This window comes from Streptomyces sp. NPDC001728 (assembly GCF_040297565.1).
Lineage (GTDB): Bacteria > Actinomycetota > Actinomycetes > Streptomycetales > Streptomycetaceae > Streptomyces.
The window spans coordinates 41,200-66,572 of the sequence record NZ_JBEOZK010000020.1 but is presented as its reverse complement, the minus strand read 5'-3'; the positions used below and the strand labels follow the sequence as shown (position 1 = coordinate 66,572).

Genomic DNA, 25,373 nt, shown 5'->3' with positions numbered 1-25,373 from the left:
GTGGGATTTCTTCCCCGGGCGGCGCCCTGCACGGCCTCGGACTCCTCGTCCGGGGCCGTTTGCGTGTGCCCAGCAACAGGAGCTGTCGATCAAGCTTCGGTGTCGGTGTCGGTGTCGGTGTCGCCCAGGACCTCACGGAGCCGATCCCCATGTTCGTGGAACCGCACCGCGTGGACGCTCGGACCACTGCGCTGCGCCACCTCACCGATGCTCAGGTCGGGTGGGTCCGCGACAGGGGAGCGTCTGGCTGTAGACGACGCTCGTGGTCGTGCTGCCGAACCCGGCCAGCTCGTCCATGAGTGTCTCGAGATGCTCCATGGAGGTCGCGGCCACCTTCAGGGTGTAGCAGTCGTCGCCGGTGGTGCGTAGGCACTCCAGGATCTCCCGTCGCTCGGCGAGCAGCCGGCGCAACGGTTGGTGGTGGTTGCCCGGGTACTTCAACCGGACGACGGCGAGCACGGGGTAGCCGACCTTGGCCAGGTCGATCACGGCGTGATAGCCGACGATGATGCCCATCGCCTCCAGTTGCCGCACCCGTTCCGTGGTGGCCGAGGAGCTGAGGCTCACACGCCGCCCCAACTCGCTGAGGGAGATGCGTGCCTCCCTTTGCAACTCGTCGATGATCGCCCAGTCGACGTCGTCAAGATTCACTGCCATGGCCCGAATCTACCGGCAATTCACCGGGAGAACACGGGTGTAGCCGGGAGAAGTGGCTTCCATGCTCCGTGATCGCAGGGATAGCCTACGATCATGCAACTTGGCGTCAACGTACCGAACTTCGGGCCTGGAACGGATCCCGGTGTGCTGCGCGAGTGGGCCCGGATCGTGGAGGGGCTCGGCTTCGACCTCCTCATGGTGTCGGATCACGTGGCCGTCACCCCGGACGTGGCTGTGCGGTACCCGGAGCCGTTCTACGAGCCGTTCACCACACTGTCCTGGCTGGCCGGCATCACCACCAGGCTGCGGCTGGGCACTACCGTGCTCGTGTTGCCCTACCGGCATCCGCTGTTGGTGGCGCGCATGGCCACCAACCTCAACCAGCTCAGCGGCGGCCGGCTCGTGCTCGGGGTGGGCATCGGCGGGGCGCGTCAGGAGTTCGAGGCGCTCGGCGTGCCGTTCACCGCGCGCGGCAGGCTGACCGACGAGCACCTCGTCACCCTGCGGAAGGCCTGGCGCGAGGAGGCCGACGACCTCACCGCCGCGATCCCCATCTGGGTCGGCGGCAACAGCGAGGCGGCGATCCGACGTGCCATCAGGTTCGGCGACGCGTGGCACCCGCTGCGGGTCACCCTTCCGGAACTGCGCTCGGCCCTGGCGAACCACTCGCTGCCGGCGCTCGCGCCCCGGATCGCCCTGCGGCTGACCACCACACCGATCAACGACCCCGAGCGGCTCGCCGGCACCGGCACCCTCGAGCAGATCCTCGACGACCTCGACCAACTGCGCCGGCTCGGCGCCGACACCGTCCTGCTCGACCCGTACCACGGAGACCCGGAGGAGACCCGCCGGCCCCACGCGGCTTGGCAGACGCTCACCGCCGTGGCCACCCAGTGGAGGAACCCATCGTGATCACCACCGCCGACGCGGTTCTCCTGCGCCGCGCGATCGCCATCGCGGCCCGCGCCACCACCCTCGGCGACGCGCCGTACGGCTCCCTGCTGGCCGGCCCGGACGGCGCGATCCTCGCCGAAGCCCACAACACGGTGCGCCGCGACAACGACATCAGCGCCCACCCGGAACTGAAACTCGCCCGCTGGGCGGCGCGTGAACTCGCCCCTGACACCGCCGTACGCACCACCCTGTACACCAGCTGCCAGCCGTGCTCCATGTGCGCCGGCGGCATCATCCGCTCCGGACTCGGCCGGGTCGTCTACGCGCTCTCCACCGAGCAACTCATCGAACTCAACCCGAAGTCAGGCGCCTGGCCGACGGTGGCGCAGGACGGACCGGCCCTGTTCGACGAAGCACGCGCTCCCATCGACGACTACCACCAGGCGTAACCGGGAGCGCCGACCAACGGCCCCTTGCCACATCAAGCCCTCCCCGCAGCTTCGGTTTCGGTTCTACGGGGAAGCAGGGGCCACCACGATCTGGTGTTCGTCCTCGTACAGGATTCTCCCCGGGTTCCTGGATTCCAGGCGGTGGCATTCGATGCCGTGGGCTGCCAGCAGGGTCAGGTAGCCGTCCACTCGGGTGATCAGGTGGTGGGCCGTCGGTTTGAACCAGGCCACCGCTCCCGGGTTCACCTCCGGGGCGTAGATCCGGGGGTCCACGTCCGTCGGGTTCGTGTAGTGGGTGTCGTACCAGTCGTTGTTCGTTCTCCAGAAGCGGTACTCCGCCTCCGACAGCCTTCCCTGGCGTGCCAGTTCGTTGGCGAGGACGAAGACGCCCGGGAAGTGGCCCCGTGGGTGCCTCACCGTTCCCTGGAACCGGACGTACGGCGCTTGGCCCATGGCTGTCTCCTCCACCCCGCCGACAGTACGCCCCGCCGGCGGACAACACGCCCTCCGTCCGGGAGACTTGTCGCTCACGAGCAGCGGGCCGCCTACCGGCAGCAGCGCGACGCCGACGCCAGGGGCGTGAAGTACCCGCCCGGTACCGACCAGGAGAAGGAAGTTCCCCGGCCCGTCACCCAGCGCCGCGCCCTCTACCGCGACGTCCTCGCCCAGAGCGTCCTCCTCGCCGTACGGGAACTCTTCGCCGCCGACCGGTTCGGCACCCTGGAGACCGTCACCCTCAACGGCCACACATCGGCGGGGTCGACCCCGCCACCGGGCGCGCCGGACGCGTCTGCGTCGCCTCCGTCGTCGTCGAGCGGGCCGCCTTCGACCGGCTCAACCTCGAACTCGTCGCCGCCGTCTCCGCCTCCCCGTCCGCCTCCGTGGAGGCCGACTCCGACTTCAACCTGCTCGGCATGGTCTGGTCCGGGTCCACCGCCCTCGACGTCTGCGCCCTCGTCTGCGCCGGTAACCGCGTCCTCGGCGACGAGTGGTTCGTGTTCTTCAACACCCCCTCCACACCCGATGGTTCGGTCGCCGCCGTGGCCGCCCCGCCCGGCGACCGGGCGGCCGTCAGGGTCGGCTTCGACCGGCTTCCGGCGCACGCCGACCGTCTCGTCCTCGTCGCCGCCGTCGACCCCGAGGTGAACCCCGATGCCGATCTCGGGGAGTTCACCGATGCGGGCATCCGGCTGCGCGACGACTCCGGCGTCGAACTCGAACGGCTCGTCGTCTCGGACGGCCGCCCCGGCGAGACGGCGCTCGTCCTGGGGTCCTTCCGGCGGCGCGCCGGGGGCGACTGGGGCTTCGTCCTCGGCGGGAAGGGGTACGGGGGCGGTCTTGAGGAGCTGGTGGGGGACTTCGGGATCGAGGTGGAGTGACGCGGCGGTCACCGGAGGGATGGGTGACCGCCGCGCACCGGGTGGTGGGGCGGGTGACCGCCGCGCACCCGGTGGTGGGGCGGGTGACCGTCGGCCACCGGACCCACCGGCCACCGGACGGTGGGTCCGGTGGGTGGTGAGCGGCCGGGCGGTCGGCCGATCGGTGGTGCGTGGCGGTGGCCGCCCCCGGTGACCGGTCGGAATTCTCAGCGGCCGCTCAGGCGGTTCGCCACCACCGCCACCCGGTCCGTCCGCGCCGTGTGGCCCGTCGCCTCCCGGCGGTCCGCGCCCCGGAACGCCGCGTACATCGTCTGCACTCCCAGCCAGCGCAGCGGCTCCGGCTCCCACTTGCGGACCTTGTGGTTCACCCACGGGAGCGCCGTCAGGTCCGTGGGGCCCGACTGGCCCGAGTCCTGCTGGATGAGGTCGCGCAGGGTGCGGGCCGCGAGGTTCGCGGTGGCGACGCCCGAGCCGACGTAGCCGCCGGCCCAGCCCAGGCCGGTGGAGCGGTCCAGGGTGACCGTGGCGCACCAGTCGCGCGGGACACCGAGGACACCGGACCAGGCGTGGTCCACCCGTACCCCCGCCAGCTGCGGGAAGAAGCGCACCAGGATCTCGCGCAGGGCCTCGATGGTCTGCGGCTGGGTGCGACCGTCGTTGTCCGTCTTCGAGCCGAAGCGGTACGGGACGCCCCGGCCGCCGAGCGCGATGCGGCCGTCGGCGGTGCGCTGGGCGTACATGTACGCGTGCGCCATGTCGCCGAGGGTCTCGCGGCCGTCCCAGCCGATCGACGCCCACTGCTCGTCGCTCAGCGGCTCGGTCGCGATCATCGAGGAGTTCATGGGGAGCCAGGTGCGGCGCTGGCCCGCGAGGGAGGCGGTGAAGCCCTCGGTGCAGCGGAGCACGTAGGGGGCACGGACCGTCCCGTACGGGGTGAGCGCGTGCTTCGGCTTGATCTCGGTGACCGGGGTCGACTCGTGGATGGTGACGCCGAGCGCCTCGACCGCGTCCGCGAGCCCCTGGACCAGCTTCACCGGGTGCAGGCGTGCCCCGTGCGGGCTCCAGGAGGAGCCGACGGCGCCGGCGACGCGGATGCGTTCGGCGGTCTCGCGGGCCCCGTACAGCTCCCGGTCCGTCTCGCCGAAGTCGACCTCGGCGGCGTGGAACGCCTTGAGGCGGGCGAGCTGGGAGGGGGAGAGGGCGACTTCGAGGACGCCGCCCTGGTGGAGGTCGGCGTCGATCTTCTCCTGCTCGCACACGTCGACGACCTCGGTGACCGTGGCGTTCATCGCGTGCTGGAGGCGGACGGCGGCCTCGTGGCCGTGGAGCTTCGCGTAGCGGTCGCGCCCGGCGATGCCGTTGTAGAGCCAGCCGCCGTTGCGGCCGGAGGCCCCGTACCCGCAGAACTTCGCCTCCAGGACGGTGATGTTCAGGAAGGGCACGGCCTTCTTGAGGTAGTAGGCGGTCCACAGGCCTGTGTAGCCGCCGCCGACGATGCAGACGTCGGCGGTGATGTCCCCGGGGAGCGGTTCGCGGGGCGCGGGGGCGCCCTCCTGCGCGTACCAGAACGAAATGCCGCCGTTGACCGTACTCATGTGTATCCCTCTTCCGGGTTCGTGGGCCGGACGTTACCCGGGGCCTTGGGCCCCTGGATACGGGCGCTTCGGCGGCGCTTCCCGTACGGGGCCGGCGCTGGGTTCGAGGGTGCGTGTCAGTGGCGTCCCACGTGCGGATTCCGTTGCTCCGGAAGGACTCTCCCAGGGTGCTGGGGGCACCTGAGCCCTGGGGGCCCAGCACCCCCTAAGGTCGTGGCGTGATCCACGTACCCGAGGAACTGGCCCGGTCGCAGGCGAAGTACAACGGGGAGGCCGGGCGGGTCTTCGTCGCCGGGCTGCCCGCGCTGGCCGAGGACTTCCTCGGCCGGTGGGGACTGCGTCTCACCGGCCCCTCGATGCACGGGGTGGCCTCCCTGGTCCTGCCCGTCGAACGGGCCTCCGACGGCGCGCCCGCCGCGCTGAAGATGCAGATCCTCGACGACGAGACCGAGGGCGAACCGGTCGGCCTTCTCGCCTGGGCCGGGAACGGATCCGTACGCCTCCTCGACCACGACCCCGCCACCGGCACGATGCTCCTCGAACGGCTCGACGAGGCCCGGCCGCTGACCTCCCTCCCCGACACCCGCGAGGCGCTCGGCGTCGTCGCCGGGCTGCTCGCACGGCTCTCGGCCGTCCCCGCACCCGCCGGGCTGCGCGGCCTCGGCGACCTCACCGCCGCGATGCTCGACGCGCTGCCGGGCGCGGCGGAACGCCTCGGCGCCGCCGACGCGGCCGTCCTGCGGGACTGCGCGGCGGCCGTACGGGAGGTCGCGGGCGAACCCGGGGACCGGCTGCTCCACTGGGACCTGCACCTGGGGAACGTGCTCGCGGCGCAGCGGGAACCGTGGCTCGCGATCGACCCCAAGCCCCTCGCCGGCGACCCCGGCTTCGAGCTGCTGCCGGCGCTGATGGACCGGTTCGACCCGGACCCGGCCGAGGTGCTGTGGCGCTTCGACCTCCTTGCCGAGGTCGTCGGGGAGCGGCGGCGCGCGGTGGCGTGGACGCTGGGGCGGGTGCTGCAGAACGGGCTCTGGGACGTCGAGGACGGGGAGCCCGCGCTCGCCCCCGATCAGGTCGCCGTCGCGCGGATCCTGCTGGCCGGAAGGGCCTGACCCGGGGCAGTCTTGGGCCATGATCCGTACAGCCGTCGCTTCCGACGTTCCCGTCATCCACTCCCTGATCCGTGACCTCGCGGAGTACGAGAAGGCCCTCGACGAGGTCCGCGCCACCCCCGAGCAGCTCCACGAGGCCCTGTTCGGCGACCGCCCGGCCGCCTACGCGCACATCGCCGAGACCGAGGACGGCGAACCGGTCGGCTTCGCCCTCTGGTTCCTCAACTTCTCCACCTGGCGCGGCGTCCACGGCGTCTACCTGGAGGACCTGTACGTCCGCCCGGAGGCGCGCGGCGGCGGCCACGGCAAGGCACTGCTCACCGAACTGGCCCGGATCTGCGTCGAGCGCGGCTACGAGCGCCTGGAGTGGTCCGTACTGAACTGGAACAAGCCCTCGATCGACTTCTACGAGTCCCTCGGCGCGCGTCCGCAGGACGAGTGGACGGTCTATCGCCTGACCGACGGGGCCCTGGCGGAGCTCGGTGCGCACGGGGTGTAGGAAAGGGGGTATGGACAAGGACATCGAGCAGCGCTTCCAGCGGATCACGGCCTTCATCGAGGCGCGGCTGACCCCGCTCTTCGACCCCGCGAACGGCAGCGACCACGGTTTCGGGATGGACGACACCTCCCGCGCCCTGCGCGCCACCCGCTACACCGTGCAGGCCGCGTCCGCCGTCAACGGGCTCGTGGAGAAGCGGGAGTCGGCGCCGGAGCTGCGTCAGGTCGTGGACCAGGCGCTGGAGCACAACTGGGACGTGCTGCGCTCCGTCGCCCGGATGTGGGAGGACCACCCCGACTTCCTGAAGGAGTACAAGGCGCACTCCTGGGACGTGATCGGGGTCTGAGGGCCCGGCCCTGAGGACCCTGAGGGCCGGGCCGGGCCCCTGGGGGCGCGCCCCGAGGACCCCGAGGACCCTCAGGGCACTCAGGGATTCCGGCTCAGGGATCACGCTCGGGGGATCAGTACCGCCTTGCCCTTCGTGCCCCTGGTCTCCAGGGCGCGGTGGGCGTCCGCCGCCTCCGCCGACGGGCCTCCGACCTCAAGCGCGCTTGAGGTCAAGGCGTTCCGTGCGCAGCGCCAGCGACACCGCCTCCACCGCGCTCGTGAACGACACCTCCGACAGCACGCCCGGCGCCGCCACCTGGTCGCCCACCAGGTACACGCCGTCGCCCCGGTCGACGGCCGGCCGGTCGCGCCAGGTCGTGCCGGGGCGGTCCACCGCTCCCGTACGCCCCTGGGACACCGCCTCCCGCCGCCACACCGTCCGCTCCCGCCAGCCCGGGAAACCGAGGTCGAGCAGCCGTTCCGCGTGCGCGACGCCGTCCGCCTTCGTCGCGCCGGGGGCGATCGGCAGCTGCGCCTGGACCAGCTGCTGCCCGGCCGGGGCGAGCGACGGGTCCTGGGCCGTGAACCGCTCGATCCAGCCGGGTGCGTCCAGGTCGGAGATCGCGAACGGGTCCCCCCTCCGGGTGCGCAGCGCCAGGTCGAACAGGACCGTACGGCCGCTCTCCCAGGTCAGCGCCGGGTCGCCGAGGAGGCGGGCGGCGGCCGGCAGGGAGGTCGCGACGATCACCGGGCCCTCGCCCGTCGGGATGCCGCCGACGCGTGAGGAGGTCTCGATCCGTACGCCCGTCTCCCAGGCGCGGGCGGCCATCCGCTCGATCAGCCGGCCCCAGCCGCCGCGCACGTACCGCGCCTCGGGCGGCAGGGCGGCGGCCCGGTGGAGGCGTTCCTGCACGAAGCGGGCGGAGAGCGCGCCGGGGTCGTGGTGGAAGAGCGCGACCGCCGCGTAGGCGGCGGCCTCGCGCGCGGTCCGCTCGCCCGCGAGCCGGGTGGCCCAGGTGAGGAAGTCGAGGTCGGCGGGGGCCCGGTCGGCGGTACGGAGCGACTGGCGCAGCAGTCCGGGCGGCGGGGTGCGGCGCAGGGCGCCCGCCCGGTGGAAGCGGAGCCGGAGCGCGTCGGCGGCCGGCAGCGGGGCGAGCGGGCCGAGCAGGCCGCGCTGCCGGAGCCAGGTCCAGTGGGGGCCGCCACGGTAGAGGGCGTGCGGGCCCTCGTTGGTGGCGTACGGGCCCTCGGCGGTACGGGCCCGGCCGCCGAGGGTGTCGTGCGCCTCGCGCACGGTCACTTTGAGTCCGGCCTCGGCGGCGGTGATCGCCGCGGTGAGTCCGGCGAAGCCGCCGCCGATGATCGTGAGCTTCCGCATGTCCGTCTCCCTCGTGGTGACCCGTTCCGTACGGTCCCGTAGGCGTGACGGGGAGCGGGGGTGCGTTTGTGACATCGGGGCGTTGTCAGTGGCGTACCTCACCATGGGGTCATGGCGACGAATCGGAAGAAGAAGGCGGCCGTGGCGGGGGCGCGGCGGCCCGAGGTGCGACTGCCTCCCCTGGAGGCGTACGAGGGCGGGATCGAGGCGGACGGGGACTACGACGGTCTCGAACTGGCCGGGCTCGACCTGGCGGGGCAGTCGGGGGCGGGCGCGCGGTTCCTGGACTGCGCGCTGCGCGACTGCGGGCTCGACGAGGCGCGGCTGACGGGCGCGCGGTTCCTCGATTCGGTGCTCACGGGGGTACGGGGGGTGGGCACGGTCCTGGCCGGGGCGCAGCTGCGGGACGTGGAGCTCGTGGAGGCGCGGCTCGGCGGGGCGCAGCTGCACGGGGCGGTGCTGGAGAGGGTCGTGGTGCGGGGCGGGAAGATCGACTACCTGAACCTGCGGGCGGCGAAGCTCAAGGACGTCGTGTTCGAGGGGTGTGTGCTGAGCGAGCCCGACTTCGGGGGCGCGGTGCTCGAACGGGTGGAGTTCGTGGACTGCGTGCTCACCGGGGCGGACTTCAGCGGGGCCCGGCTGAAGGACGTGGACCTGCGGGGCGTCCAGCGGCTGGAGATCGCGCGGGGGCTGGACTCGCTGTCCGGGGCCGTGATCTCGACGGCCCAGCTGCTCGACCTGGCGCCGGTGCTCGCGGCGCAGCTGGGGGTGCGGGTGGAGGAGTAGGGGGACGGTGCGCCTGCGCGGGGGCTACGGCAGACGGGGGAAGCGGGCCTGGAGGGACCAGATCGCCGGGTTGTCGGCGAGGCCCTCGTGCATGTCCGTGAGGTCGGCGATCAGGTCGTGCAGGAAGTCGCGGGACTCGCGGCGCAGCAGCTTGTGGTTGAAGGTGACCGGCGGCTCGTCGCCCGGCATCCAGTCGGCCTCGACGTCCACCCAGCCGAAGCGGCGCTCGAAGAGCATGCGGTCACTGGACTCGGTGAAGTCCAGCTCCGCGTACTGCGGCTGGGAGGCGCGGTTGCCGCGCGGGTCCTGGTCGAGCTGCTCGACGATGTCGCACAGGGCCCACGCGAAGTCGAGCACCGGCACCCATCCCCAGGCTGTGGACACCTCGCGGTCCGTCTTGGTGTCGGCCAGGTACACGTCCCCGCAGAACAGGTCGTGGCGCAGCGCGTGGACGTCCGCGTGGCGGTAGTCGGTCTGCGGCGGGTCGGGGAAGCGACGCGAGAGGGAGTAGCCGATGTCGAGCACGTCACCGATGGTGTCACGGCGCAAGGCCCGCCTCGTACGCGAGGATCACCAGCTGCACCCGGTCGCGGGCGTCCAGCTTGGCGAAGAGGCGTGCCACGTGCGCCTTGGCGGTGGCCGAGCTGATGTGGAGCCGTTCCGCGATCTCCCCGTTGGACAGGCCCCGGCCGACCAGGGCGAGCACCTCGCGCTCCCGCGCGGTGACCCCGGCGAGGGCGCGCGCCGGGGGCGGCGTGGGGACGCCGGGCTCCGGGCGGGCCGCGAACTCCTCGATCAGCCGGCGGGTGACGCCCGGCGCGATCAGGGCGTCCCCGGCGGCGACCACCCGGATCGCCGCGAGGATGTCGTCCAGGGCCATGTCCTTGACCAGGAAGCCGCTCGCCCCGGAGCGCAGCGCGCCGTAGACGTACTCGTCGTCGTCGAAGGTGGTGAGGACGAGGACGCGGGGTGCGCCGGGGCCGGCCGTGACGATCCGGGTGGCCTCGATGCCGTCCATGCCGGGCATCCGGACGTCCATCACCACCACGTCGGGCCGCAGGCCGCGGGCGATCCGGACCGCGTCCTCGCCCGTGCCCGCCTCGCCGACCACCGCCAGGTCGGGGCTGTCGGCCATGAGGACGCGCAGGCCGGCCCGTACGAGGGGCTGGTCGTCGACGAGGAGGACCCGGACGGGGGCGGGGCCGGGGACTTGGCTGGGGGCGGGGCTCGGGGCCTGGGTGGGGTCGCTCATGGGGCTGGACGCCGTAGAGGCCGTGCCATCCGTGTGCGGGCTCACGACGGGCGGGTTCCTTCCGGGTGGGTGGTGGGCAGGGGCAGCAGCGCGGTGACGTGGAAGCCGCCGCCGGGGCGCGGCCCGGCGGAGAAACGGCCGCCGAGGAGCGCGGCCCGCTCCCGCATGCCGACGAGGCCGTACCCGCCGCCGGCGGGGGAGCCCGCCGGCCTCGCCGGGCCGTCGTCCGCGATCTCGACGACCAGGCTGTCCTCACCCCGCTCCACGGTCACCCGGCAGGTGGGCGTGGCCGCGTGGCGTACGACGTTCGTCAGCGACTCCTGCACGATCCGGTACGCCGCCAGGTCGACCTCCGGCGGCAGCGGCCGGCCGGGGTCCCCGACGTGCCGCACCTCGACCCGTACGCCCGCGTCCGCCGTCGACGCGGTGAGCCGCTCCAGGTCCGCGAGGCCCGGCGCGGGGTCGCGCGGCGGCGGCGCGTGCCCGTCGGCCTCCCGCGCGGTGGCCCGCAGCGCGCCCAGGGTGCGGCGCAGACCGGCGAGGGTCTCGCGGCTGGTGGTCTCGATGGTGGCGAGCGCGTTGCGGGCCTCGGCCGGCTGGGTCTCGATGACCCGGCGGCCGACGCCCGCCTGGATGGCGATGACGCCGATGCTGTGCGCGACCACGTCGTGCAGTTCGCGGGCGATCCGCAGCCGTTCGGCGGCGACGGCCTCGGCGGCCGTCGCCGCCCGCAGCTCCGCCGCGTGGCCGCGCCGGTCCCGTACCGAACGGCCGAGGAGCCCCGCCGTCAGCAGGGCGAGCGCGAGGGCCGCCACGGTGCTGACGAAGACGTCCTGCCCGGAGGTGGTGTAGGTCGCGGCGGCCACCTGCACGGCGAGCGCTCCGAGCGCGGCGGGCAGCAGCACCCGGAGCGGACGCCGGGCGGCGAGCAACCCGACGACGGCGTCGGCGGCGAGCACCGGCAGGTACAGGAGCGTGGCGTCCGGCCGGGTGGTCGCCGCCGCGAACAGCCCGGCGAGCAGCAGCCCGAGCGCGGCGAGCGGATTGCGGCGCGCCAGCGGCAGCGTCAGCCCCACGGCGACGGCGGCGAGGAAGAGCCGGAGTTCGGTGGAGCGGTAGGGCCCCGCGCGCAGGGCGGAGAGCAGGGCGAAGGGGTGGGCGACGGCCGCGCACCAGGCGAGGACCGCCGCCACCCGCCCGCCGGAAGGGAGGGGGGTCGGAGTGGCGGGCATGGCCCGATCGTAGGCACCGGCCCCTCGACGGGACATCGGCCCACGGGCGTACGCCCCCGGGCCACCCCCTCCCCCCGGTTGTGCCCGGCGGGCCGATGCGCCGGGCGGCGCCGTGCCGGGAGCGTGGGACGCATGATCGAAGTACACGAACTCACCAAGCGGTACGGCCGTCCGGGCCGGGGCCGGCTCGCCGTCGACCGGCTCGGCTTCGGCGTGAAGGCCGGGCGGGTGACCGGCTTCCTCGGGCCCAACGGGGCCGGGAAGTCGACGACCCTGCGGCTGATCCTGGGGCTGAACGAGCCGACGTCCGGCACCGCCACCGTCGGCGGGCGGCGCTTCCGGGAGCTGCCGCGTGGGCTGCGGCACGTCGGGGCGCTGCTCGACGCGCACGACGTGCACGGCGGCCGGACCGCCGAGGCCCAGCTCGCCGCGCTCGCCCGCGGCAACGGCATCCCGCGCCGCCGGGTCGGCGAGGTCCTCGACGAGGTCGGGCTCGCCGAGGCGGGCCGGCGGCGGATCGGTGGCTACTCGCTCGGCATGCGGCAGCGGCTCGGGATCGCCGCCGCGTTGCTCGGCGACCCGCCCGTGCTGCTCTTCGACGAACCGGTCAACGGTCTGGACCCGGAGGGGGTGCTGTGGGCGCGCGGACTGTTCCGGCGGCTCGCAGCCGAGGGCCGTACGGTGTTCGTCTCCAGCCATCTGATGAGCGAGATGGAGCACACCGCCGACGACCTCGTCGTCATCGGCCGCGGGCGGCTCGTCGCGGCGGAGAGCGTGGCCGACTTCGCGGCGCGCGGGACCCGGCGGAGCGTGACGGTACGGACGGCCGACCCGGCAGGCGCGCCGGCCCTGGCCGCCGCCCTGAGGGCCGAGGGGGCGACCGTACGCACGGAGACCGCGGGCACGGAGATCGCGGGCACGGAGACCCCGGGCACGGAGACCCCGGGCACGGAGACCGCCGGGGCCGTACTCGTCGTGACCGGGGCGGACGCCGCCCGGATCGGCGTCCTCGCCTTCCGGCACGGCGTCCCGCTCGCCGAACTGACCCCGAACGCCTCCTCCCTCGAAGAGGCGTTCTTGGAACTCACCGCCGACACCGTGGAGTACCGCTGATGGACGCCCGTTTCCGTGACCTCCTCGCCGCCGAGTGGATGAAGTTGTGGTCGCTGCGCTCCACACCCTGGGCCTTCGTCGTCGGCGCGGTCGCCGCCCTCGGCGTCAACCTCAACGCGACCCTCGCCGACCACCGCAACTACCCGAACTACGCGGACGGCATCAAGGAACTCTTCGTGCCGATCTGGGCCATGCGCGACGCGTTCACGCTCGGCGGGGCCATGGTGTTCACGCTCGCGACCGGCTCCATCGGCGCGCTGATGATCGTCGGCGAGTACGGCACGGGCCAGATCCGTACGACCTTCGCGGCCGTCCCGGCCCGCCGGGCGGTCGTCGCGGCGAAGACGCTGGTCCTCGCCGCCGTGATGACGGCGTACGGGACGCTGGTCGCCGGGGTCTCGTTCGCGGCGACGCAGGCCGTGCTCGACGACCGGGGCGTGGGCATGGCGATCGGCGACGAGGGCGCTCTGCGGGCCGTCGCCGGGTCAGCGCTGCTCGCGCCGGTGTGCGCGCTCGCCGGATTCGGCCTCGGAGCGCTCCTCCGGCACACGGCGACGACGATCGTCACCCTCACCGGCGTACTCCTCCTGCTGCCGGCGCTGATGGACGACCGCAACCGCTGGGGCGCGACCTTCCTCCACGCCCTGCCGCAGGGGGCGTGGAGGCGGCTCACAGAGGTGGGGGAATCTCCGGTTCCGGTGGACTTCCCGTGGACGGCGGGCGGGGCGTGGACGGTGTACGCGGTGTGGGCGCTGGGCGCGGCGGCGGTGGCGTTCGTGGCGGTGGGGCGCAGGGACGTGTGAGGGCGTACGCCCCCGAGCCGCCTGGGCCTCACGCCGCCCCCGAGCCGCCTGGGCCTCACGCCGCCCCCGGCCCCGGCCTCGCCCCGGCCTCCGCTCCCCTCAGCGCCGCCCGTGGACCGCTCGGGCCACCCTCGGACCCAGCCAGCGCTTCAGGCGGCGGAGGGATTCCAGCTGCCCGGCGGCCCGGTCGATCCGGTAGTACAGCTGCGGCGGGATGTGGGGGAGCAGCGGCGAGTGGCGCTGGCCCAGCAGCGCGAACATCTGCGCCGGTTCCAGGCGCATGTAACGCGGCAGGTTCTCGTACCACTGGGCGCTGTACCGCGCCGCGCTCTGCGCGGAGACGAGTTCGGCGCGGCGCCGCTTCCCGTACGTGGTGAGGGCGGCGTCGAGGTCCCGGTGGCCGTCGCCGCTCCCGAGGCCGCGCAGGGCGTCCGCGAGGGCGAGCGCGTCCTCCAGAGCCAGGGTGGTGCCCGCGCCGATCGAGTAGTGGGTGGTGTGGGCGGCGTCGCCGAGGAGGACGAGGTTGCCGCGGTGCCAGACCCGGTTGGTGAGGGTGCGGAAGGTGAGCCACTGGGCGGGCTCGCCGGCCCGGCCCCGGCCGATCAGCTCGTGCCCGTCGAGCAGGTCGTGGAACAGCTTCTCCAGGAGACGCAGACTGTCCGCCTCGCCGAGCGCGTCGAGCCCGAGGCCGGTCCACGTCTCCGGGGAGCACTCGACGACACAGGTGGAGCGCTCGCCGCTGAACCCGTACGCGTAGCACCAGATCCAGCCGTGCTCCGTCTCCTTGAAGGCGAAGCTGAACGAGTCGAAGACCTTGGTGGTGCCGAGCCAGACGTACGGGTTGCGGCCGCTCGCGATCTCGCCGCCGAAGTGGCCGGCGTGCGCCTCGCGGAGAGCGCTGTTGACGCCGTCGGCGGCGACCACCAGGTCAGCGTCGGCCAGTTCGGGCGCGTCCGGACCGGTCACCTCGTGCTCGAACCGGACCCGTACGCCGAGCTGCTCCGCCCGGTCGGCGAGGAGCGCGAGCATCCGCCGGCGCCCGATGCCGAAGCCCGCGTCGCCGCGGTGCACGGTCCGCTCGTCGCGGACGATCGCGACGCCGTCGGTCCAGGTCACGGACGCCTCGGCGACGGCGGCGGCGGACTCGGGGTCACCGTCGCGCAGCTTGTCGAGGAGCCCCGCCCAGTACGTGACACCCCAGCCGTACGTGGAACCTTCGGGGTTCCGTTCGTACACGGCGATCTCGTGGGCGGGGTCCTGCCGCTTCAGGAGGATCGAGAGGTAGAGGCCGGCGGGGCCGCCGCCGACGATCGCGAACTTCACGTGCGCTCCCACTGAGACATGACACCGTGCGGTCGAATGGCAACGCAGGGTAGCAGCGGTGGGGGGCGTTCACGGCGGCGAAGCGCGGGCGGACGGAGCACGGGTCCCGCCGTCCGCGCGGGGTACGGGCCACGGCACTCGGCGCCTACGGCAGCAGCCGACGTTCCTTCGCCACCGCCACCGCGCCCGCGCGCGTGTCGACGCCGAGCTTCGCGTAGATCCGGCCCAGGTGGGTCTTCACCGTCGCCTCGCTGATGAACAGCGCCCGCGCGATCTCCCGGTTGCCCAGGCCCCGGCCCAGCTGGCCCAGGATGTCCCGCTCCCGGTCGGTGAGGCTCGGGCCCGCAGCGCCCCGCATCCGGTCCATGACGCGGCTGGCGACCGGCGGGGAGAGGGCGGTGCGGCCCTGCGCCGCCGCATGGATGGCGGCGAACAGTTCCTCGGGCCGCTCCGCCTTCAGGAGATAGCCGGTGGCGCCCGCCTCGATCGCCCGCGTGATGTCCGCGTCCGTGTCGTACGTGGTGAGGACGAGCACGTGCACGCCCGTCGGCGCGATCCGCCGGGTCGCCTCCACACCGTCGATGCCCGCGCCGAGCTGGAGGTCCATCAGGACGACGTCCGGCTTCAGCTTCGCCGCCATGGCGACGGCCTCCTCGCCGCTGCCGGCCTCGCCGACCACCTCGATGTCGGGGGTGCTGCCGAGCAGGGCCAGCAGACCGGCGCGGACCACGACATGGTCGTCGCAGAGGAGGATCCGTACGGACATCAGGACTCCAGGGAGAGCGGGATCGCGACCGAGAGCACCGTGCCCTCGCCCGGGGTGGACTCGACTGTCAGGGTGCCGCCCAGCTGTTGCGCCCGCACGCGCATCGCGGGAAGTCCGTGTCCCCGTACCCCGCCCGGTTTCTCCACCGGGTCGAAGCCCCGCCCGTCGTCGGCGATGTCCAGGACGATCTGGTCGTCGAGGTAGGTGAGGGTGAGCGCGGCGGATTCGGCGCCCGCGTGCTCGCGGATGTTGGCGAGGGCGCCCTGAGCGATCCGCAGCAGCGCCGACTGCACCCGCTCGGGCAGCGGTACGGCCGTCCCGTCGACCCGGAAGGCCGCCGACTCGCGGCCGGCCAGACCGCGCAGCGCCTCTTCGAGACCGCCGCCCTCGGCCAGGTCGGCGGGCGCCAGGTCGTGCACGAAGCGGCGCGCCTCGGCCAGGTTGCGTTCGGCGATGGACTCGGCGGTACGGACATGGCGGCGCGCGGTCGACGGGTCGCTGTCCCAGGTGCGGTCGGCCGCCTGGAGCAGCATCTGCTGGCTCGACAGGCCCTGCGCCAGGGTGTCGTGGATCTCCATCGAAAGCCGCTGCCGCTCCGCGAGCGTGCCCTCGCGGCGCTCGATCGCGGCCAGTTCGCGCCGGGTGCGGATCAGGTCGTCGATGAGGGCCCGCTGCCGGGCCGCCTGCCGGTCGGAGTACACGAACACCCCGGTGGCGAGGGCGGCGACGGCCGGCGGGGCGACGATCAGGTTCGGGTCCCAGCCGCCGTGGGCCAGCTGCACCTGCGCGAACACCACGAACGCGGTGAGCACCGTGACCAGGCCGAGCGCCGCGCGCGCCGGGAGCGTGCGCAGGCCCGTGTAGAAGAGCGGCACCGCGCACCAGGCGAAGCTGGGCGCGAGGACGACCAGGACGATCCACACGGCGACGACCGTGCCCAGCCACGCGATCCGGCGGGTCCCGGCGCGGGTCCCGACGACGGGGCCGAGGAGGTACAGGGAGGCGAGGGCGCCGGAGAGGGCGATGATCCACGGGCTGCGCTCCTCCCAGGGATGGCGCAGCAGGAACCGGGCGAGGGAGGAGCCGAGGAGGAGGAAGAAGGCGATGTGCATGACCCGCGCCAGCCAGCGGGCGTCGGGGTCCTGCACGGTCCCGGTCGGCCGTGTCACGTTCAAGCCGCCCGCCTCCTTGCCTTCTTGCCTGTCTGGCCGGTCTGACCCGTGGCCGGTCTGACCCGTGGCCGGTCTGACCCGTGGCCGGTCCGGCCGGTCCGACCTGGTCGGCCGTTCTGACCCGTCTGGCCGTTCTGACCCGCCGGCCGTTCTGACCTGGGGATATCAGTCCATCCTGACCCGGAGGGGCCACGAGGGCATCAACCGATCGGCTGACCCGGCCGTCCTCCAGTGTGCGCGAGGAGGGCAGCCGGACCGTGGACCGGGCGGCCCCGGTCGCGGCCACAGGATGGGTTGCAGAGCGAAGGAGCAGCACGAAGCCCCGCCCGCTCGGCAGACCTCCTCACCGCATCCACCCTCACGGAGTCCCTCATGAAGAAGATCCTCTTCGGTGCCACCGCCGCCGCCGTCATCACCGCCGGTACCTTCGGCGCGGTCTCCGCGAACGCTTCCGCCCCGGCCGCCGCCCCCTCCGGCGACCTCGACGAGAAGTTCGCCCAGGCCGGCGTCGCCACGCTCGGCAGGTAACCGGAAGGCCGACCCGTCGGCCGTCCCGTCGGTCCGACCTCCCGGTCGGCCGACCCCACAGCTGGTGATGGCGCCCGGATCCCCCGCCGGGCGCCATCGCCTCTTCCGTGTCCATCCTGCTTAGGATCGATACGTGACCCAGCGCCGCCGCACCGGAACAGCCGCAGGCGGCCTCGCCGCCGCCCTCACCGCCCTCGCGCTGCTCGCGGGCGGCTGCAGTGGTTCCACCGGAGGTGTCAGGGGTACGCCCGGCTCGGCCGGGGTGCGCGACCCGTACTTCCCGAAGCTCGGCAACGGCGGCTACGACGTCGGGCACTACGCCCTGGACCTCGCGTACGACCCCGGGACCGGTCGGCTCACCGGCACCGCCGAGATCACCGCCCGCGCCACCCAGGACCTGAGCGCCTTCAACCTCGACCTGGCGGGCCTCACCGTCGAGGGGGCGACGGTCGACGGCGCGCCCGCCGCGGCCAACCGGGCGGGGAACGAGCTGACGCTCAGGCCGCACGAGGAGATCGCGGAGGGCGCGGAGTTCCGGACGGTCGTCACCTACGCGGGGGTGCCCGAGCGGGTCACGGACGCGGACGGCTCCGAGGAGGGCTGGCTGCGGACGGCAGACGGGGCGGTCGCGGTCGGCGAGCCGACCGGTTCCATGACCTGGTTCCCGGGCAACCACCACCCCTCCGACAAGGCCGCGTACGACATCACCCTGACCGTCCCGGCCGGTCTCGAAGCCCTCTCGAACGGCGTCAGGACGGCCCGCCGGACCGAGCCGGACGGCCGCGTCACCACGGTGTGGCACGAGCCGGAGCCGATGGCGAGCTATCTGGCGACGGTCGCGATCGGCCGGTACGAGACGAAGGCGGCGAGCACCCCGGACCCGGCGGTGCCGGTCCTGACCGCCGCCGAGCGGTCGGTCGCCGCGCGGAGTGCGGCGCTGCGGGACGAGGTCCCGCAGATCATCGGCAGGCAGGTACGGCGCTTCGGCCCGTACCCCTTCTCGGCCGCCGGGGCGACGGTCACCGCCGACAGCACCCTCGACTACGCCCTGGAGACCCAGACGCGCCCGGTCTTCCCCGCCGCCTCCTTCGACCGGACGACGCTCGTCCACGAACTGGCCCACCAGTGGTTCGGGAACTCGGTGACGCCCGCGACCTGGCGGGACCTGTGGCTGAACGAGGGCTTCGCGACCTACGCCGAGTGGCTGTACACGGAGGAGTACGAACACGTCCCCGCGCGGACGCACTTCCAGCGGGCCTTCGCGCAGGAGGCCAACTGGGCCTTCCCGCCGGCCGCACCGCCCTCCGCCGAGAACCTCTTCGACCCGCCGGTCTACCAGCGGGGCGCGATGGTCCTGTACAAGCTGCGCGAGACGGTCGGGAACGCGACCTTCGACGAGATCCTGCGCGGTTGGCCGGCGAAGTACCGCCACGCCAACGCCACCACGGCCGACTTCACCGCCTACGCGGAATCCGTGGCGGGCCGGAACCTCGACTCCCTGTGGGACGTGTGGCTGTTTGGAGACGAGCGTCCGGCGACCTCCTAGCCGCCAGGAACGGTCACGCGTCGGGGTTCTTCCCCGCCGCGACCTTGAGGACGCGGTCGACCATCCTCTTCGCGATGGGCTGCATGTCCCCGGTGCCCTTCAGGTCCGTCCCCCACAGGGTGATGACCACCGTTCCGGCCCGCAGAACGGCATGGGCGCCGTACTCGTCCTCGGCGAGCTTCTCCGAGAAGGCGTCCGTGTCCTCCGCGCCCGTCGTGATCTTCAGAGGCCGGGCGTCCCGGGCGTCCTTGCGTTCGGTGGCCGACAGGGCCTTGGCGGTGACGGCCGCGTTCTGGGCGGAGTCGAACGAGTAGACGTTGACGAACATGGTCTGCCCGTCGGCGCCCGCCTTGAGCTGCTCCAGCGTCTGGTTCTCCAGCACCCTGAGCGCCATCGCCGTCAGCCCCGCGCATCCCGTCCCCGCGTCGGCTCCGCAGCGCTCCACGGCCTCCGCGCCCTCCTTGGCCGCCTCGGGACCGCGACCGCCCCACGCCTCGGGGATCCCGGCGTCACCGGAGAGGACGGTCTGCAGTTGGGTCCCGGTCAGCACGGCCGGGGCCGTGTCCTCGTGTCCTTCGAGCGAGTCGCCGTTCTGCCGCCCGCTGTTCACCGGGTCGAGGCCGGTCGTGTCCCCGCCGCCCCCGCACGCCGTCAGCGCGGCCACGAGAACCGCCGTCATGGCCATCGAACGTACCGTCGCGCGCACCGCAACCCCCCTACATCGCTGATTACTTGACCCCCAGTCAAGCGCAGGGCGATGTCCGGCCGCCACCAAGAAGGCGACGCGAGAGGCGGGCGGTCCTCTACTCCTCCGTGAGGCTCTTGCGCATGACCAGGCACGGGCGGTCGCGCTCCCGGTCCCGGCGGCGGGCGATCTCCTCGTAACCGAGGGAGGTCCAGAAGACCAGGGCCTTCGGGTTGTTCTCCAGCACGGCGAGCCGCAGGCCGGTGCGGCCGGCGGCGCGGAAGCGGTCCTCGACGTACGCGGCGAGCCGACGTCCGTGGCCCGCGCGCCGGACGTCCCCGTGGACCAGGAGGAGGCCGAGCCACGGATCGGGATCGGCCGGGTCGGGGTGGTGGGCGAGGGTCACGGCGACCGCCACGAGCCGGCCCTCCGAGCGGGCGAGGAGAACCTCGGAGCCGGGCTGGGCCAGTTCGTCGGCGAGGGAGGCCGCGATCTGCTCCGGCCGGACGTCGGACGGGTCCGGGAATTCTCCGCTGAGCTGGTGGAACTCCTCGTTGGAGGCGTACAGCGCGGTGAGTTCGGTGAGCAGCGGGCCGGGGAGGGCCGCACCGTCCTCCAGGGCCTTGGGTGCGAGGGCTTCGACGATCACGCGCCAAAGGGTAGAGCCCCGGCCGGGAATCCGGCCGGGGCTCAGGGGTGCCGCGGGGCGTCGGTCAGAGGTTGACGCCGAAGTCGCGGGCGATGCCCTCGAGGCCCGAGGCGTAGCCCTGGCCGACCGCGCGGAACTTCCACTCGGCGCCGTTGCGGTACAGCTCGCCGAAGACCATGGCGGTCTCGACGGCGGCGTCCTCGGAGAGGTCGTAGCGCGCGAGCTCGGCGCCGCCGGCCTGGTTGACGATGCGGATGTACGCGTTGCGTACCTGGCCGAAGTTCTGCGAGCGGTTCACCGCGTCGTAGATGGAGACCGGGAAGACGATCTTGTCGACGGTCGGCGGGAGGGCCGCGAGGTTGACGTTGATCTGCTCGTCGTCGCCGCCGCCCTCGCCGGTGCGGTTGTCACCGGTGTGGACGATGGTCTGGTCCGGCGTCGACTTGTTGTTGAAGAAGACGAAGTGCGCGTCGGACGCGACCTTGCCCGCGGCGTCCACACCGATGGCGGAGGCGTCGAGGTCGAAGTCCGTGCCGGTGGTCGTGCGGACGTCCCAGCCGAGGCCCACGGTGACGGCGGCGAGGCCCGGGGCCTCCTTGGTCAGAGAGACGTTGCCGCCCTTGGACAGGCTCACAGCCATGGAAAGTCCCTTTCATCGTGATGTCTTGCCTGGAGGAACGCGCGTGCGCCTCCAGCGGTTCCCGGAAGCTTCCGTGCGAAAACAGGATGACTCCGATGGCCCTGTACGGGGAACATGGAGGGCATGTCCGGTCCGTATCCCATCCGCGGCTCCGTCTCGCTCCCCGAGGCCGAGCTCCAGTGGCGTTTCTCGCGTTCCTCGGGTCCCGGCGGACAGCATGTGAACACCAGCGACTCGCAGGTCGAGCTGCGCTTCGACCTCGCCGCCACGGAATCGCTCCCCGAGGTGTGGAAGGCCCGCGCGCTGGAGCGCCTGGCGTCCCGCCTGGTCAACGGCGTCGTGACGGTCCGGGCCTCGGAGCACCGCTCCCAGTGGCGCAACCGCGAGACGGCGGCGGTCCGCCTCGCCGCACTGCTGGCCGAGGCGACGGCCCCGCCCCCGAAACCCCGCAGACCGACGAAGATCCCCCGGGGCATCAACGAACGCCGCCTGCGGGAGAAGAAACAGCGCTCGGAGACGAAGAAGACCCGTCAGTCGCGCGACTGGGGCTGACGGGGGCTGTGCCCCGGGCCGCCGCCCCCGTACCAGGGAGTGCGCGCTACATCACAGGCAGCCTGTAGCGCATCCGGTAGCGGTGTGCCGCCTTCGTCATCAGTGTGACCTCGATCGGACGCCGGGCGTCGGAGCAGACCACCCGGAAGGCGACCAGCACGGGCATGTCCTTCGGAAGCTCCAGCGCCACGACCTCCTCCTCCGTCGGGATCTCGGACGACAGCTCGTCCACGAACTCGCGTGGAGGGAAGCCCATGGAGTCGAGCAGCGCCGGCGTACCGCCCCGAATCCGCTTCTTCTCCAGCACGGCCGTGCCCTCGACCAGGCTCAGCGGGTAGTACGACCGGGTGAGTTCCGTCGGCTCTCCGTCCAGGAACAGGATCTGCTTGCGGAGCACGGCCCGCTCGCCGTCCTCCAGGTGCAGGGCTTCGGCCACTTCCTGCGGCGGGACGACGACCTCGACGCCGAGGAGCTGGGACCTGCCGACCTGCTGCCGCTTCGCGGCCTCGGACATCCAGGGGTACGGCTCGCCCGGCCCGGCCGGCCTCATGAAGGCGATCGGCTCGACGGACCGCTGCGCGTGCTGCCGCACGTACACGCCCTTGCCCGGGAGCCCTTCGAGGAGTCCCTCCGCCTTCAGCGCCTGGAGGGCCTTCTGGACGGTTGTATCGGCCACGTCGCCGTACTGCTTCATCAGCTCGGCGGTCGAGCCCAGCTTGCTTCCCGGAGGGAGGTCACCGCGGGTGATCTGCCGTCGAAGCTCCGCCGCGATCTCCTGGTGCGGGGATCTCGGATCCTTGAACTCCTTCGCCATCACACGCCCTGCTTTCCGAGCCGATACGTGAGGTGTCTGCCCGTCGGCATGGTCATCAGTGAGGCCTCCATCGGAGTCCCGTCGGCGGTCCGCGTCAGGCGGAGCAGGTGGAGGACGGCACTGCCCTCGGGCAGCTCCAGGTGCTCGCGCTCCTCCGTGGTGGCGAGGGCGGCGCTCACGTCCTCGACGACCTCGGTGCCGGGGTACCCCAGGTTCTTGAGCAGGGTGACGGCGCCGCCAGGCACCTTGCCCGGCTCCGCCAGGGGCGTGCCGCCCGCGATGGGGACGGGGTAGTACGAGTCGGCCAGTTCCACGGGCCGGTCGTCGAGCAGGATCAGCCGACGTCTGACGATCACGCGCTCGGCGGCCGACAACCGCAGGGCGGTACGGATGGCGTCGGGGGCATCCACCGCCTCTCCGTCCCCTTCCAGCCTCAGGACAGGTGCCGGTACTTCCCCTGGTAGTACATGAGCGGGCCGCCCCCCGAGTGCGGGTCGACGGTCAGGACCCGGCCCACCACCAGCGTGTGGTCGCCCGCCACGACCCTGCTCTCCGTGCGGCACTCCAGGACCGCGAGCGCGCCGTCCATCAGCGGGGCGCCGCTCTCCTCGCCCCGGGTGTACGGCAGGTCCGCGAAGAGCAGCCGGTCGCTCACGCGGTTCTTCATCGCGAAGCGGCCGGCGATGTGCCGCTGGTTCTCGGCGAGCATCGACACCGCCCATACGGGTACCTCGGCGAGCAGGTCGTCCATGCGGGAGCCGTTGCGGAGGCTGACCAGGACCAGTGGCGGGTCGAGGGAGACCGACATGAAGGCGGTCGCCGTCATGCCGACGTCCTCGCCGCGCGGGCCGTCGTCGGGGTCGTGCGCGGTCACCAGGACCACACCCGCCGCGAGGCGGGACATCGCCGCCCGGAACTCGTCGTTGCTCACCCCCTCAGCATGGGGGATGGCCAGATCGGACACGGGGGGAGTGGCTGGAGTCTTTTGGAGCACATCCGCACGCTAGTCCGGTTCCTCCGGTGCCCGCATCGGGCCCGGGGACCAGTCCGGGACCCCCGCCGGTCCTAGGTCCCGGCGGGCCGGGCCGGTGTTCCCGTGCCGGGGCGGTGTCCCGGCACCCAAGGGTCGACCGGGGTGTAGGCGACCCGCCCATGACCTGCTGTGACTTGAGTCACAGAGGCTAGTATTTGCTGACCCTGTGTACCGGGTGCGCAGCTCACTGTGATTCAGTGGCGATGACAGTGCACGGTAAGTCGTGACTGTGCACCACGAAGCCGATGAGAACCCTGGAGTTGCTGTCGAGGTCTCGGGGAGAGCGAGCGATGGAGACCGAGTCGGAGCCGTACGTCCGTCTCTCGACCCTGCGGCAGCTGCATCAGGTCGTGGCGGACCTCAACACCGCGCGCAGCCTGGCCGACACCCTGCAGACCGTCGCCGACGGTGTGGTCGCCGGTCTCAACTACGAGCTGTGCTGCGTCAACCTCGTACGCCCCGACGGTGACCTCGTCGTCGCCGCCTTCGCCGGAAGCGTCGCCGCCGAGGCCCTGATCACCGGCCGGGTCGGCTCCCGCGCCTCCTGGGACCGGCGCCTCTCCATGGCGGACGCCTGGGGCGACCTGCGGTTCATCCCGCACACCGAGGGCTGGGTGCTCATGGAGGACGACGTCCCCCAGTGGCACACCGACGGCCCCGCCCCCCGTTTCGAGGACGAGTGGCACCCCCACGACCGCCTCTACGCCCCCATGTACGCCTCCGGCTCCGGCCGCGAGCTCCTCGGCGTCATATCCGTCGACCGCCCGCGCAACGGCCGGCACCCCGGCCCCTGGGGTCAGGAGGCGCTCCAGATGTACGCCTCCCAGTCCGCGATCGCCATCAGCAACGCCCGCCTCCGCTCCAACATGCAGCGCGCCCTCGTCCGCCTGGAGCGCGAGCAGCAGGCCCTCCGCGCCAGCGAGGAGTCCTTCCGGCAGGCCTTCGAGTACGCCCCCTCCGGCATGGCCATCGCCGAGATGGGCGGCGACCAGCACGGCCGCCTGCTCCGTACCAACGACGCCCTGTGCCGGCTCCTCGGCCGGCCCGCCTCCGTCATGCGGCGCTACTCCTTCGCCGACCTCGTCCACCCCGAGGACATAGGGACGCTGCTGCGGACCTCCGCCGAGGGCGGCCGGGCCGAGCTGCGGCTCGGGCGGCGCGACGGCACGTACGTGTGGGTGTCCCTCCGTAACTCCGTCGTCGCCGACACCGCCGACGGCCCCCGTTTCCTCCTCACCCACGTCGAGGACATCGAGGAGCGCAAGCGGCACGAGCTCCAGCTCGCCCACCGCGCCTCGCACGACGCCCTGACCGGCCTCCCCAACAGCGCCGAGCTGCGCTCCCGGCTCTCCGCCCGGCTCTGCGAGCGCCCGACGGCGCCCGGCCCCGCCGTCGAGGTCGCGTACGGCGGGTACGAGACGCCGGGGTACGACTCCCAGCGCGACGGCGGGTACGAGACGGCGGGGTACGGCACCGAGGGGTACGACTCCCAGCGCGACGGCGGATACGGGCCCGGAACCGGCCCCGTCACCGGGCACGACGGCGGTTACGACCCCGCGTACGACCCCTCGTACGACTCCGGCGACCCCGCCCGCCCCGGCCACGACCCCGCTCCCGCCACCCCCTCCGGCTACGGCGGCTCCCCGTACGAGCACGCCCCCGAGCACGGCTTCGGTTTCGAGCCGGCCGGCGTCGGCCCGTACGACCACCACGTCCACACCGTCGCGCCCACCGGCGGCGACGTCGACGACGGCACCAAGGGGCTCGCCGTCCTCTTCTGCGACCTCGACGGCTTCAAGTCCATCAACGACCGCTTCGGGCACCACACCGGCGACGCCGTCCTCATCGAGGTGGCCCGCCGGCTCACCACCGGCGTCCGCGACGGGGACACCGTCGCCCGGCTCGGTGGTGACGAGTTCGTCGTCCTCGCCGACGGCCTCGGCGCGGCCGACGCCGCTGACCTGGCCGTACGCCTCCGCAACGCGATCATTCCGCCCATCCGGGTGGACGGGCGGGCCGTTCGGGTGGGGGCGAGCTTCGGCATCGGATGGGCCGAATGCGGGATGACGGTGGAGGAGGTCCTGAACTCCGCCGACCAGCGGATGTACGTGGAGAAGCGCTCCCGCGCCAAGGTCCACCGCCGCGCCGGCTGAGGCGCCGGACACGCCCGGGCCCGCTTCGGCGGCTGC

Annotated in this window: 28 protein-coding genes and 1 pseudogene; 13 read left to right on the top strand and 16 right to left on the bottom strand. The window is 73.0% G+C overall.

The features are described from left to right. Nucleotides 1-201: 201 nt before the first annotated feature. The gene (locus ABT154_RS26190) at nt 202-657 is read right to left on the bottom strand and encodes an Lrp/AsnC family transcriptional regulator (RefSeq protein WP_351859644.1); all 456 of its coding nucleotides are present in this window, start codon (nt 655-657) and stop codon (nt 202-204) included. Nucleotides 658-750: 93 nt separating this feature from the next. Between ABT154_RS26190 and ABT154_RS26185 the strand changes: the two genes are divergently transcribed. Together ABT154_RS26185 and ABT154_RS26180 are read left to right on the top strand one after the other, a co-directional pair. After that, on the top strand, nt 751-1,569 hold the full coding sequence (locus tag ABT154_RS26185; RefSeq protein WP_351859642.1) for an LLM class flavin-dependent oxidoreductase: 819 nt from the start codon (nt 751-753) through the stop codon (nt 1,567-1,569). Next, a complete protein-coding gene (locus ABT154_RS26180) occupies nt 1,566-2,000 on the top strand; it encodes a nucleoside deaminase (protein ID WP_351859640.1) in 435 nt (144 codons plus the stop codon). The genes ABT154_RS26185 and ABT154_RS26180 overlap by 4 nt, the downstream gene beginning before the upstream one ends. Nucleotides 2,001-2,063: 63 nt before the next feature. Here ABT154_RS26180 and ABT154_RS33990 read toward each other — a convergent pair whose 3' ends face one another. Continuing rightward, nucleotides 2,064-2,747 carry a hypothetical protein gene (locus ABT154_RS33990; RefSeq protein WP_502969588.1) on the bottom strand — a complete coding sequence of 228 codons (684 nt, stop codon included), beginning with the start codon at nt 2,745-2,747 and terminating at the stop codon, nt 2,064-2,066. Between the two features lie 143 nt (nt 2,748-2,890). Between ABT154_RS33990 and ABT154_RS33985 the strand changes: the two are divergent. After that, nucleotides 2,891-3,379: pseudogene (locus ABT154_RS33985) on the top strand (TerD family protein); the annotation flags it as partial. 206 nt (nt 3,380-3,585) lie between these two features. Here the strand turns inward: ABT154_RS33985 and ABT154_RS26165 are convergent. After that, nucleotides 3,586-4,974: an NAD(P)/FAD-dependent oxidoreductase gene (locus ABT154_RS26165; RefSeq protein ID WP_351859636.1), complete on the bottom strand. Its 1,389-nt coding sequence runs from the start codon at nt 4,972-4,974 to the stop codon at nt 3,586-3,588. Between the two features lie 218 nt (nt 4,975-5,192). On the opposite strand from ABT154_RS26165, the gene ABT154_RS26160 reads away from it, so the two are divergent. Genes ABT154_RS26160 through ABT154_RS26150 form a run of 3 tightly spaced genes read left to right on the top strand, consistent with a single transcriptional unit; the run spans nt 5,193 to nt 6,931 of the window. After that, nucleotides 5,193-6,086, top strand: coding sequence for an aminoglycoside phosphotransferase family protein (locus tag ABT154_RS26160; protein ID WP_351859634.1), 894 nt, complete (start codon nt 5,193-5,195; stop codon nt 6,084-6,086). A gap of 19 nt (nt 6,087-6,105) precedes the next feature. Further along, on the top strand, nt 6,106-6,585 hold the full coding sequence (locus tag ABT154_RS26155; RefSeq protein WP_351859632.1) for a GNAT family N-acetyltransferase: 480 nt from the start codon (nt 6,106-6,108) through the stop codon (nt 6,583-6,585). Nucleotides 6,586-6,595: 10 nt separating this feature from the next. After that, entirely contained in the window at nt 6,596-6,931 is a 336-nt protein-coding gene (locus tag ABT154_RS26150) for a hypothetical protein (RefSeq protein WP_332435630.1), read from the top strand. Nucleotides 6,932-7,126: 195 nt separating this feature from the next. On the opposite strand, the gene ABT154_RS26145 is transcribed toward ABT154_RS26150, so the two are convergent. Continuing rightward, a complete protein-coding gene (locus tag ABT154_RS26145; RefSeq protein ID WP_351859630.1) occupies nt 7,127-8,290 on the bottom strand; it encodes an NAD(P)-binding protein in 1,164 nt (387 codons plus the stop codon). A gap of 111 nt (nt 8,291-8,401) precedes the next feature. Between ABT154_RS26145 and ABT154_RS26140 the strand changes: the two genes are divergently transcribed. Further along, nucleotides 8,402-9,076 (top strand): pentapeptide repeat-containing protein, encoded by a 675-nt coding sequence (locus ABT154_RS26140; RefSeq protein ID WP_351859628.1) that lies wholly within the window; start codon nt 8,402-8,404, stop codon nt 9,074-9,076. Nucleotides 9,077-9,100: 24 nt separating this feature from the next. Here the strand turns inward: ABT154_RS26140 and ABT154_RS26135 are convergent, their stop codons facing one another. The 3 genes from ABT154_RS26135 to ABT154_RS26125 are packed head-to-tail and all read right to left on the bottom strand — an operon-like array spanning nt 9,101 to nt 11,560. Further along, nucleotides 9,101-9,601 carry a hypothetical protein gene (locus tag ABT154_RS26135; protein ID WP_317876698.1) on the bottom strand — a complete coding sequence of 167 codons (501 nt, stop codon included), beginning with the start codon at nt 9,599-9,601 and terminating at the stop codon, nt 9,101-9,103. Between the two features lie 13 nt (nt 9,602-9,614). Continuing rightward, on the bottom strand, nt 9,615-10,328 hold the full coding sequence (locus ABT154_RS26130) for a response regulator (RefSeq protein WP_351859626.1): 714 nt from the start codon (nt 10,326-10,328) through the stop codon (nt 9,615-9,617). A 41-nt stretch (nt 10,329-10,369) separates the two neighbouring features. Then, the gene (locus ABT154_RS26125) at nt 10,370-11,560 is read right to left on the bottom strand and encodes a sensor histidine kinase (protein ID WP_351859624.1); all 1,191 of its coding nucleotides are present in this window, start codon (nt 11,558-11,560) and stop codon (nt 10,370-10,372) included. A 132-nt stretch (nt 11,561-11,692) separates the two neighbouring features. On the opposite strand from ABT154_RS26125, the gene ABT154_RS26120 reads away from it, so the two are divergent. Both ABT154_RS26120 and ABT154_RS26115 read left to right on the top strand, forming a co-directional pair. After that, nucleotides 11,693-12,673: an ATP-binding cassette domain-containing protein gene (locus ABT154_RS26120; RefSeq protein WP_351859622.1), complete on the top strand. Its 981-nt coding sequence runs from the start codon at nt 11,693-11,695 to the stop codon at nt 12,671-12,673. Continuing rightward, entirely contained in the window at nt 12,673-13,476 is an 804-nt protein-coding gene (locus ABT154_RS26115; RefSeq protein ID WP_351859620.1) for an ABC transporter permease subunit, read from the top strand. The genes ABT154_RS26120 and ABT154_RS26115 overlap by 1 nt, the downstream gene beginning before the upstream one ends. A gap of 99 nt (nt 13,477-13,575) precedes the next feature. On the opposite strand, the gene ABT154_RS26110 is transcribed toward ABT154_RS26115, so the two are convergent. From ABT154_RS26110 to ABT154_RS26100, 3 genes are all read right to left on the bottom strand, one after another. Beyond that, complete coding sequence (locus tag ABT154_RS26110; protein ID WP_351859618.1) at nt 13,576-14,799, bottom strand: FAD-dependent monooxygenase; 1,224 nt, start codon at nt 14,797-14,799, stop codon at nt 13,576-13,578. A 145-nt stretch (nt 14,800-14,944) separates the two neighbouring features. Then, nucleotides 14,945-15,565: a response regulator gene (locus ABT154_RS26105; protein WP_056553350.1), complete on the bottom strand. Its 621-nt coding sequence runs from the start codon at nt 15,563-15,565 to the stop codon at nt 14,945-14,947. Next, a complete protein-coding gene (locus ABT154_RS26100; protein WP_502969594.1) occupies nt 15,565-16,734 on the bottom strand; it encodes a sensor histidine kinase in 1,170 nt (389 codons plus the stop codon). Before ABT154_RS26100 ends, ABT154_RS26105 begins: the two co-directional genes overlap by 1 nt. A gap of 375 nt (nt 16,735-17,109) precedes the next feature. Between ABT154_RS26100 and ABT154_RS26095 the strand changes: the two genes are divergently transcribed. Beyond that, on the top strand, nt 17,110-17,265 hold the full coding sequence (locus ABT154_RS26095) for a hypothetical protein (RefSeq protein ID WP_351859616.1): 156 nt from the start codon (nt 17,110-17,112) through the stop codon (nt 17,263-17,265). Between the two features lie 133 nt (nt 17,266-17,398). Next, nucleotides 17,399-18,811 (top strand): M1 family metallopeptidase, encoded by a 1,413-nt coding sequence (locus tag ABT154_RS26090; RefSeq protein ID WP_351859614.1) that lies wholly within the window; start codon nt 17,399-17,401, stop codon nt 18,809-18,811. A gap of 13 nt (nt 18,812-18,824) precedes the next feature. Here the strand turns inward: ABT154_RS26090 and ABT154_RS26085 are convergent, their stop codons facing one another. The 3 genes from ABT154_RS26085 to ABT154_RS26075 all read right to left on the bottom strand — a co-directional run bounded on the left by ABT154_RS26085 (nt 18,825) and on the right by ABT154_RS26075 (nt 20,785). Beyond that, nucleotides 18,825-19,490 (bottom strand): hypothetical protein, encoded by a 666-nt coding sequence (locus ABT154_RS26085; protein WP_351859612.1) that lies wholly within the window; start codon nt 19,488-19,490, stop codon nt 18,825-18,827. Between the two features lie 124 nt (nt 19,491-19,614). Beyond that, a complete protein-coding gene (locus tag ABT154_RS26080; RefSeq protein WP_351859610.1) occupies nt 19,615-20,145 on the bottom strand; it encodes a GNAT family N-acetyltransferase in 531 nt (176 codons plus the stop codon). A 64-nt stretch (nt 20,146-20,209) separates the two neighbouring features. Further along, nucleotides 20,210-20,785, bottom strand: coding sequence for a TerD family protein (locus ABT154_RS26075; protein WP_030321928.1), 576 nt, complete (start codon nt 20,783-20,785; stop codon nt 20,210-20,212). 114 nt (nt 20,786-20,899) lie between these two features. On the opposite strand from ABT154_RS26075, the gene arfB reads away from it, so the two are divergent. Beyond that, nucleotides 20,900-21,337, top strand: a complete 438-nt coding sequence (gene arfB / locus ABT154_RS26070) for an alternative ribosome rescue aminoacyl-tRNA hydrolase ArfB (protein WP_351859607.1) — start codon at nt 20,900-20,902, stop codon at nt 21,335-21,337. 46 nt (nt 21,338-21,383) lie between these two features. Here the strand turns inward: arfB and ABT154_RS26065 are convergent, their stop codons facing one another. The 3 genes from ABT154_RS26065 to ABT154_RS26055 are packed head-to-tail and all read right to left on the bottom strand — an operon-like array spanning nt 21,384 to nt 23,145. Then, nucleotides 21,384-22,151: a GntR family transcriptional regulator gene (locus ABT154_RS26065; protein WP_351859605.1), complete on the bottom strand. Its 768-nt coding sequence runs from the start codon at nt 22,149-22,151 to the stop codon at nt 21,384-21,386. Then, on the bottom strand, nt 22,151-22,561 hold the full coding sequence (locus tag ABT154_RS26060; protein ID WP_351859603.1) for a UTRA domain-containing protein: 411 nt from the start codon (nt 22,559-22,561) through the stop codon (nt 22,151-22,153). Before ABT154_RS26060 ends, ABT154_RS26065 begins: the two co-directional genes overlap by 1 nt. 23 nt (nt 22,562-22,584) lie before the next feature. Next, nucleotides 22,585-23,145, bottom strand: a complete 561-nt coding sequence (locus tag ABT154_RS26055; RefSeq protein ID WP_351859601.1) for a flavin reductase family protein — start codon at nt 23,143-23,145, stop codon at nt 22,585-22,587. Between the two features lie 329 nt (nt 23,146-23,474). On the opposite strand from ABT154_RS26055, the gene cdgB reads away from it, so the two are divergent. Then, entirely contained in the window at nt 23,475-25,337 is a 1,863-nt protein-coding gene (gene cdgB, locus ABT154_RS26050) for a diguanylate cyclase CdgB (RefSeq protein WP_351859599.1), read from the top strand. Nucleotides 25,338-25,373 lie beyond the last annotated feature (36 nt).

Excerpts from the sequence above, each read along its gene's own strand:
- ABT154_RS26120 (WP_351859622.1), top strand. The coding sequence starts at position 11,693 with ATGATCGAAGTACACGAACTCACCAAGCGGTACGGCCGTCCGGGCCGG.
- ABT154_RS26185 (WP_351859642.1), top strand. The coding sequence starts at position 751 with ATGCAACTTGGCGTCAACGTACCGAACTTCGGGCCTGGAACGGATCCC.
- ABT154_RS26150 (WP_332435630.1), top strand. The coding sequence starts at position 6,596 with ATGGACAAGGACATCGAGCAGCGCTTCCAGCGGATCACGGCCTTCATC.
- ABT154_RS26165 (WP_351859636.1), bottom strand. The coding sequence starts at position 4,974 with ATGAGTACGGTCAACGGCGGCATTTCGTTCTGGTACGCGCAGGAGGGC.
- ABT154_RS26105 (WP_056553350.1), bottom strand. The coding sequence starts at position 15,565 with ATGTCCGTACGGATCCTCCTCTGCGACGACCATGTCGTGGTCCGCGCC.
- ABT154_RS26095 (WP_351859616.1), top strand. The coding sequence starts at position 17,110 with ATGAAGAAGATCCTCTTCGGTGCCACCGCCGCCGCCGTCATCACCGCC.
- ABT154_RS26155 (WP_351859632.1), top strand. The coding sequence starts at position 6,106 with ATGATCCGTACAGCCGTCGCTTCCGACGTTCCCGTCATCCACTCCCTG.
- ABT154_RS26140 (WP_351859628.1), top strand. The coding sequence starts at position 8,402 with ATGGCGACGAATCGGAAGAAGAAGGCGGCCGTGGCGGGGGCGCGGCGG.
- ABT154_RS26125 (WP_351859624.1), bottom strand. The coding sequence starts at position 11,560 with ATGCCCGCCACTCCGACCCCCCTCCCTTCCGGCGGGCGGGTGGCGGCG.
- ABT154_RS26145 (WP_351859630.1), bottom strand. The coding sequence starts at position 8,290 with ATGCGGAAGCTCACGATCATCGGCGGCGGCTTCGCCGGACTCACCGCG.
- ABT154_RS26115 (WP_351859620.1), top strand. The coding sequence starts at position 12,673 with ATGGACGCCCGTTTCCGTGACCTCCTCGCCGCCGAGTGGATGAAGTTG.
- ABT154_RS26190 (WP_351859644.1), bottom strand. The coding sequence starts at position 657 with ATGGCAGTGAATCTTGACGACGTCGACTGGGCGATCATCGACGAGTTG.
- cdgB (WP_351859599.1), top strand. The coding sequence starts at position 23,475 with ATGGAGACCGAGTCGGAGCCGTACGTCCGTCTCTCGACCCTGCGGCAG.
- ABT154_RS26130 (WP_351859626.1), bottom strand. The coding sequence starts at position 10,328 with ATGAGCGACCCCACCCAGGCCCCGAGCCCCGCCCCCAGCCAAGTCCCC.
- ABT154_RS26085 (WP_351859612.1), bottom strand. The coding sequence starts at position 19,490 with ATGACGGCGGTTCTCGTGGCCGCGCTGACGGCGTGCGGGGGCGGCGGG.
- ABT154_RS26075 (WP_030321928.1), bottom strand. The coding sequence starts at position 20,785 with ATGGCTGTGAGCCTGTCCAAGGGCGGCAACGTCTCTCTGACCAAGGAG.
- ABT154_RS26065 (WP_351859605.1), bottom strand. The coding sequence starts at position 22,151 with ATGGCGAAGGAGTTCAAGGATCCGAGATCCCCGCACCAGGAGATCGCG.
- arfB (WP_351859607.1), top strand. The coding sequence starts at position 20,900 with ATGGAGGGCATGTCCGGTCCGTATCCCATCCGCGGCTCCGTCTCGCTC.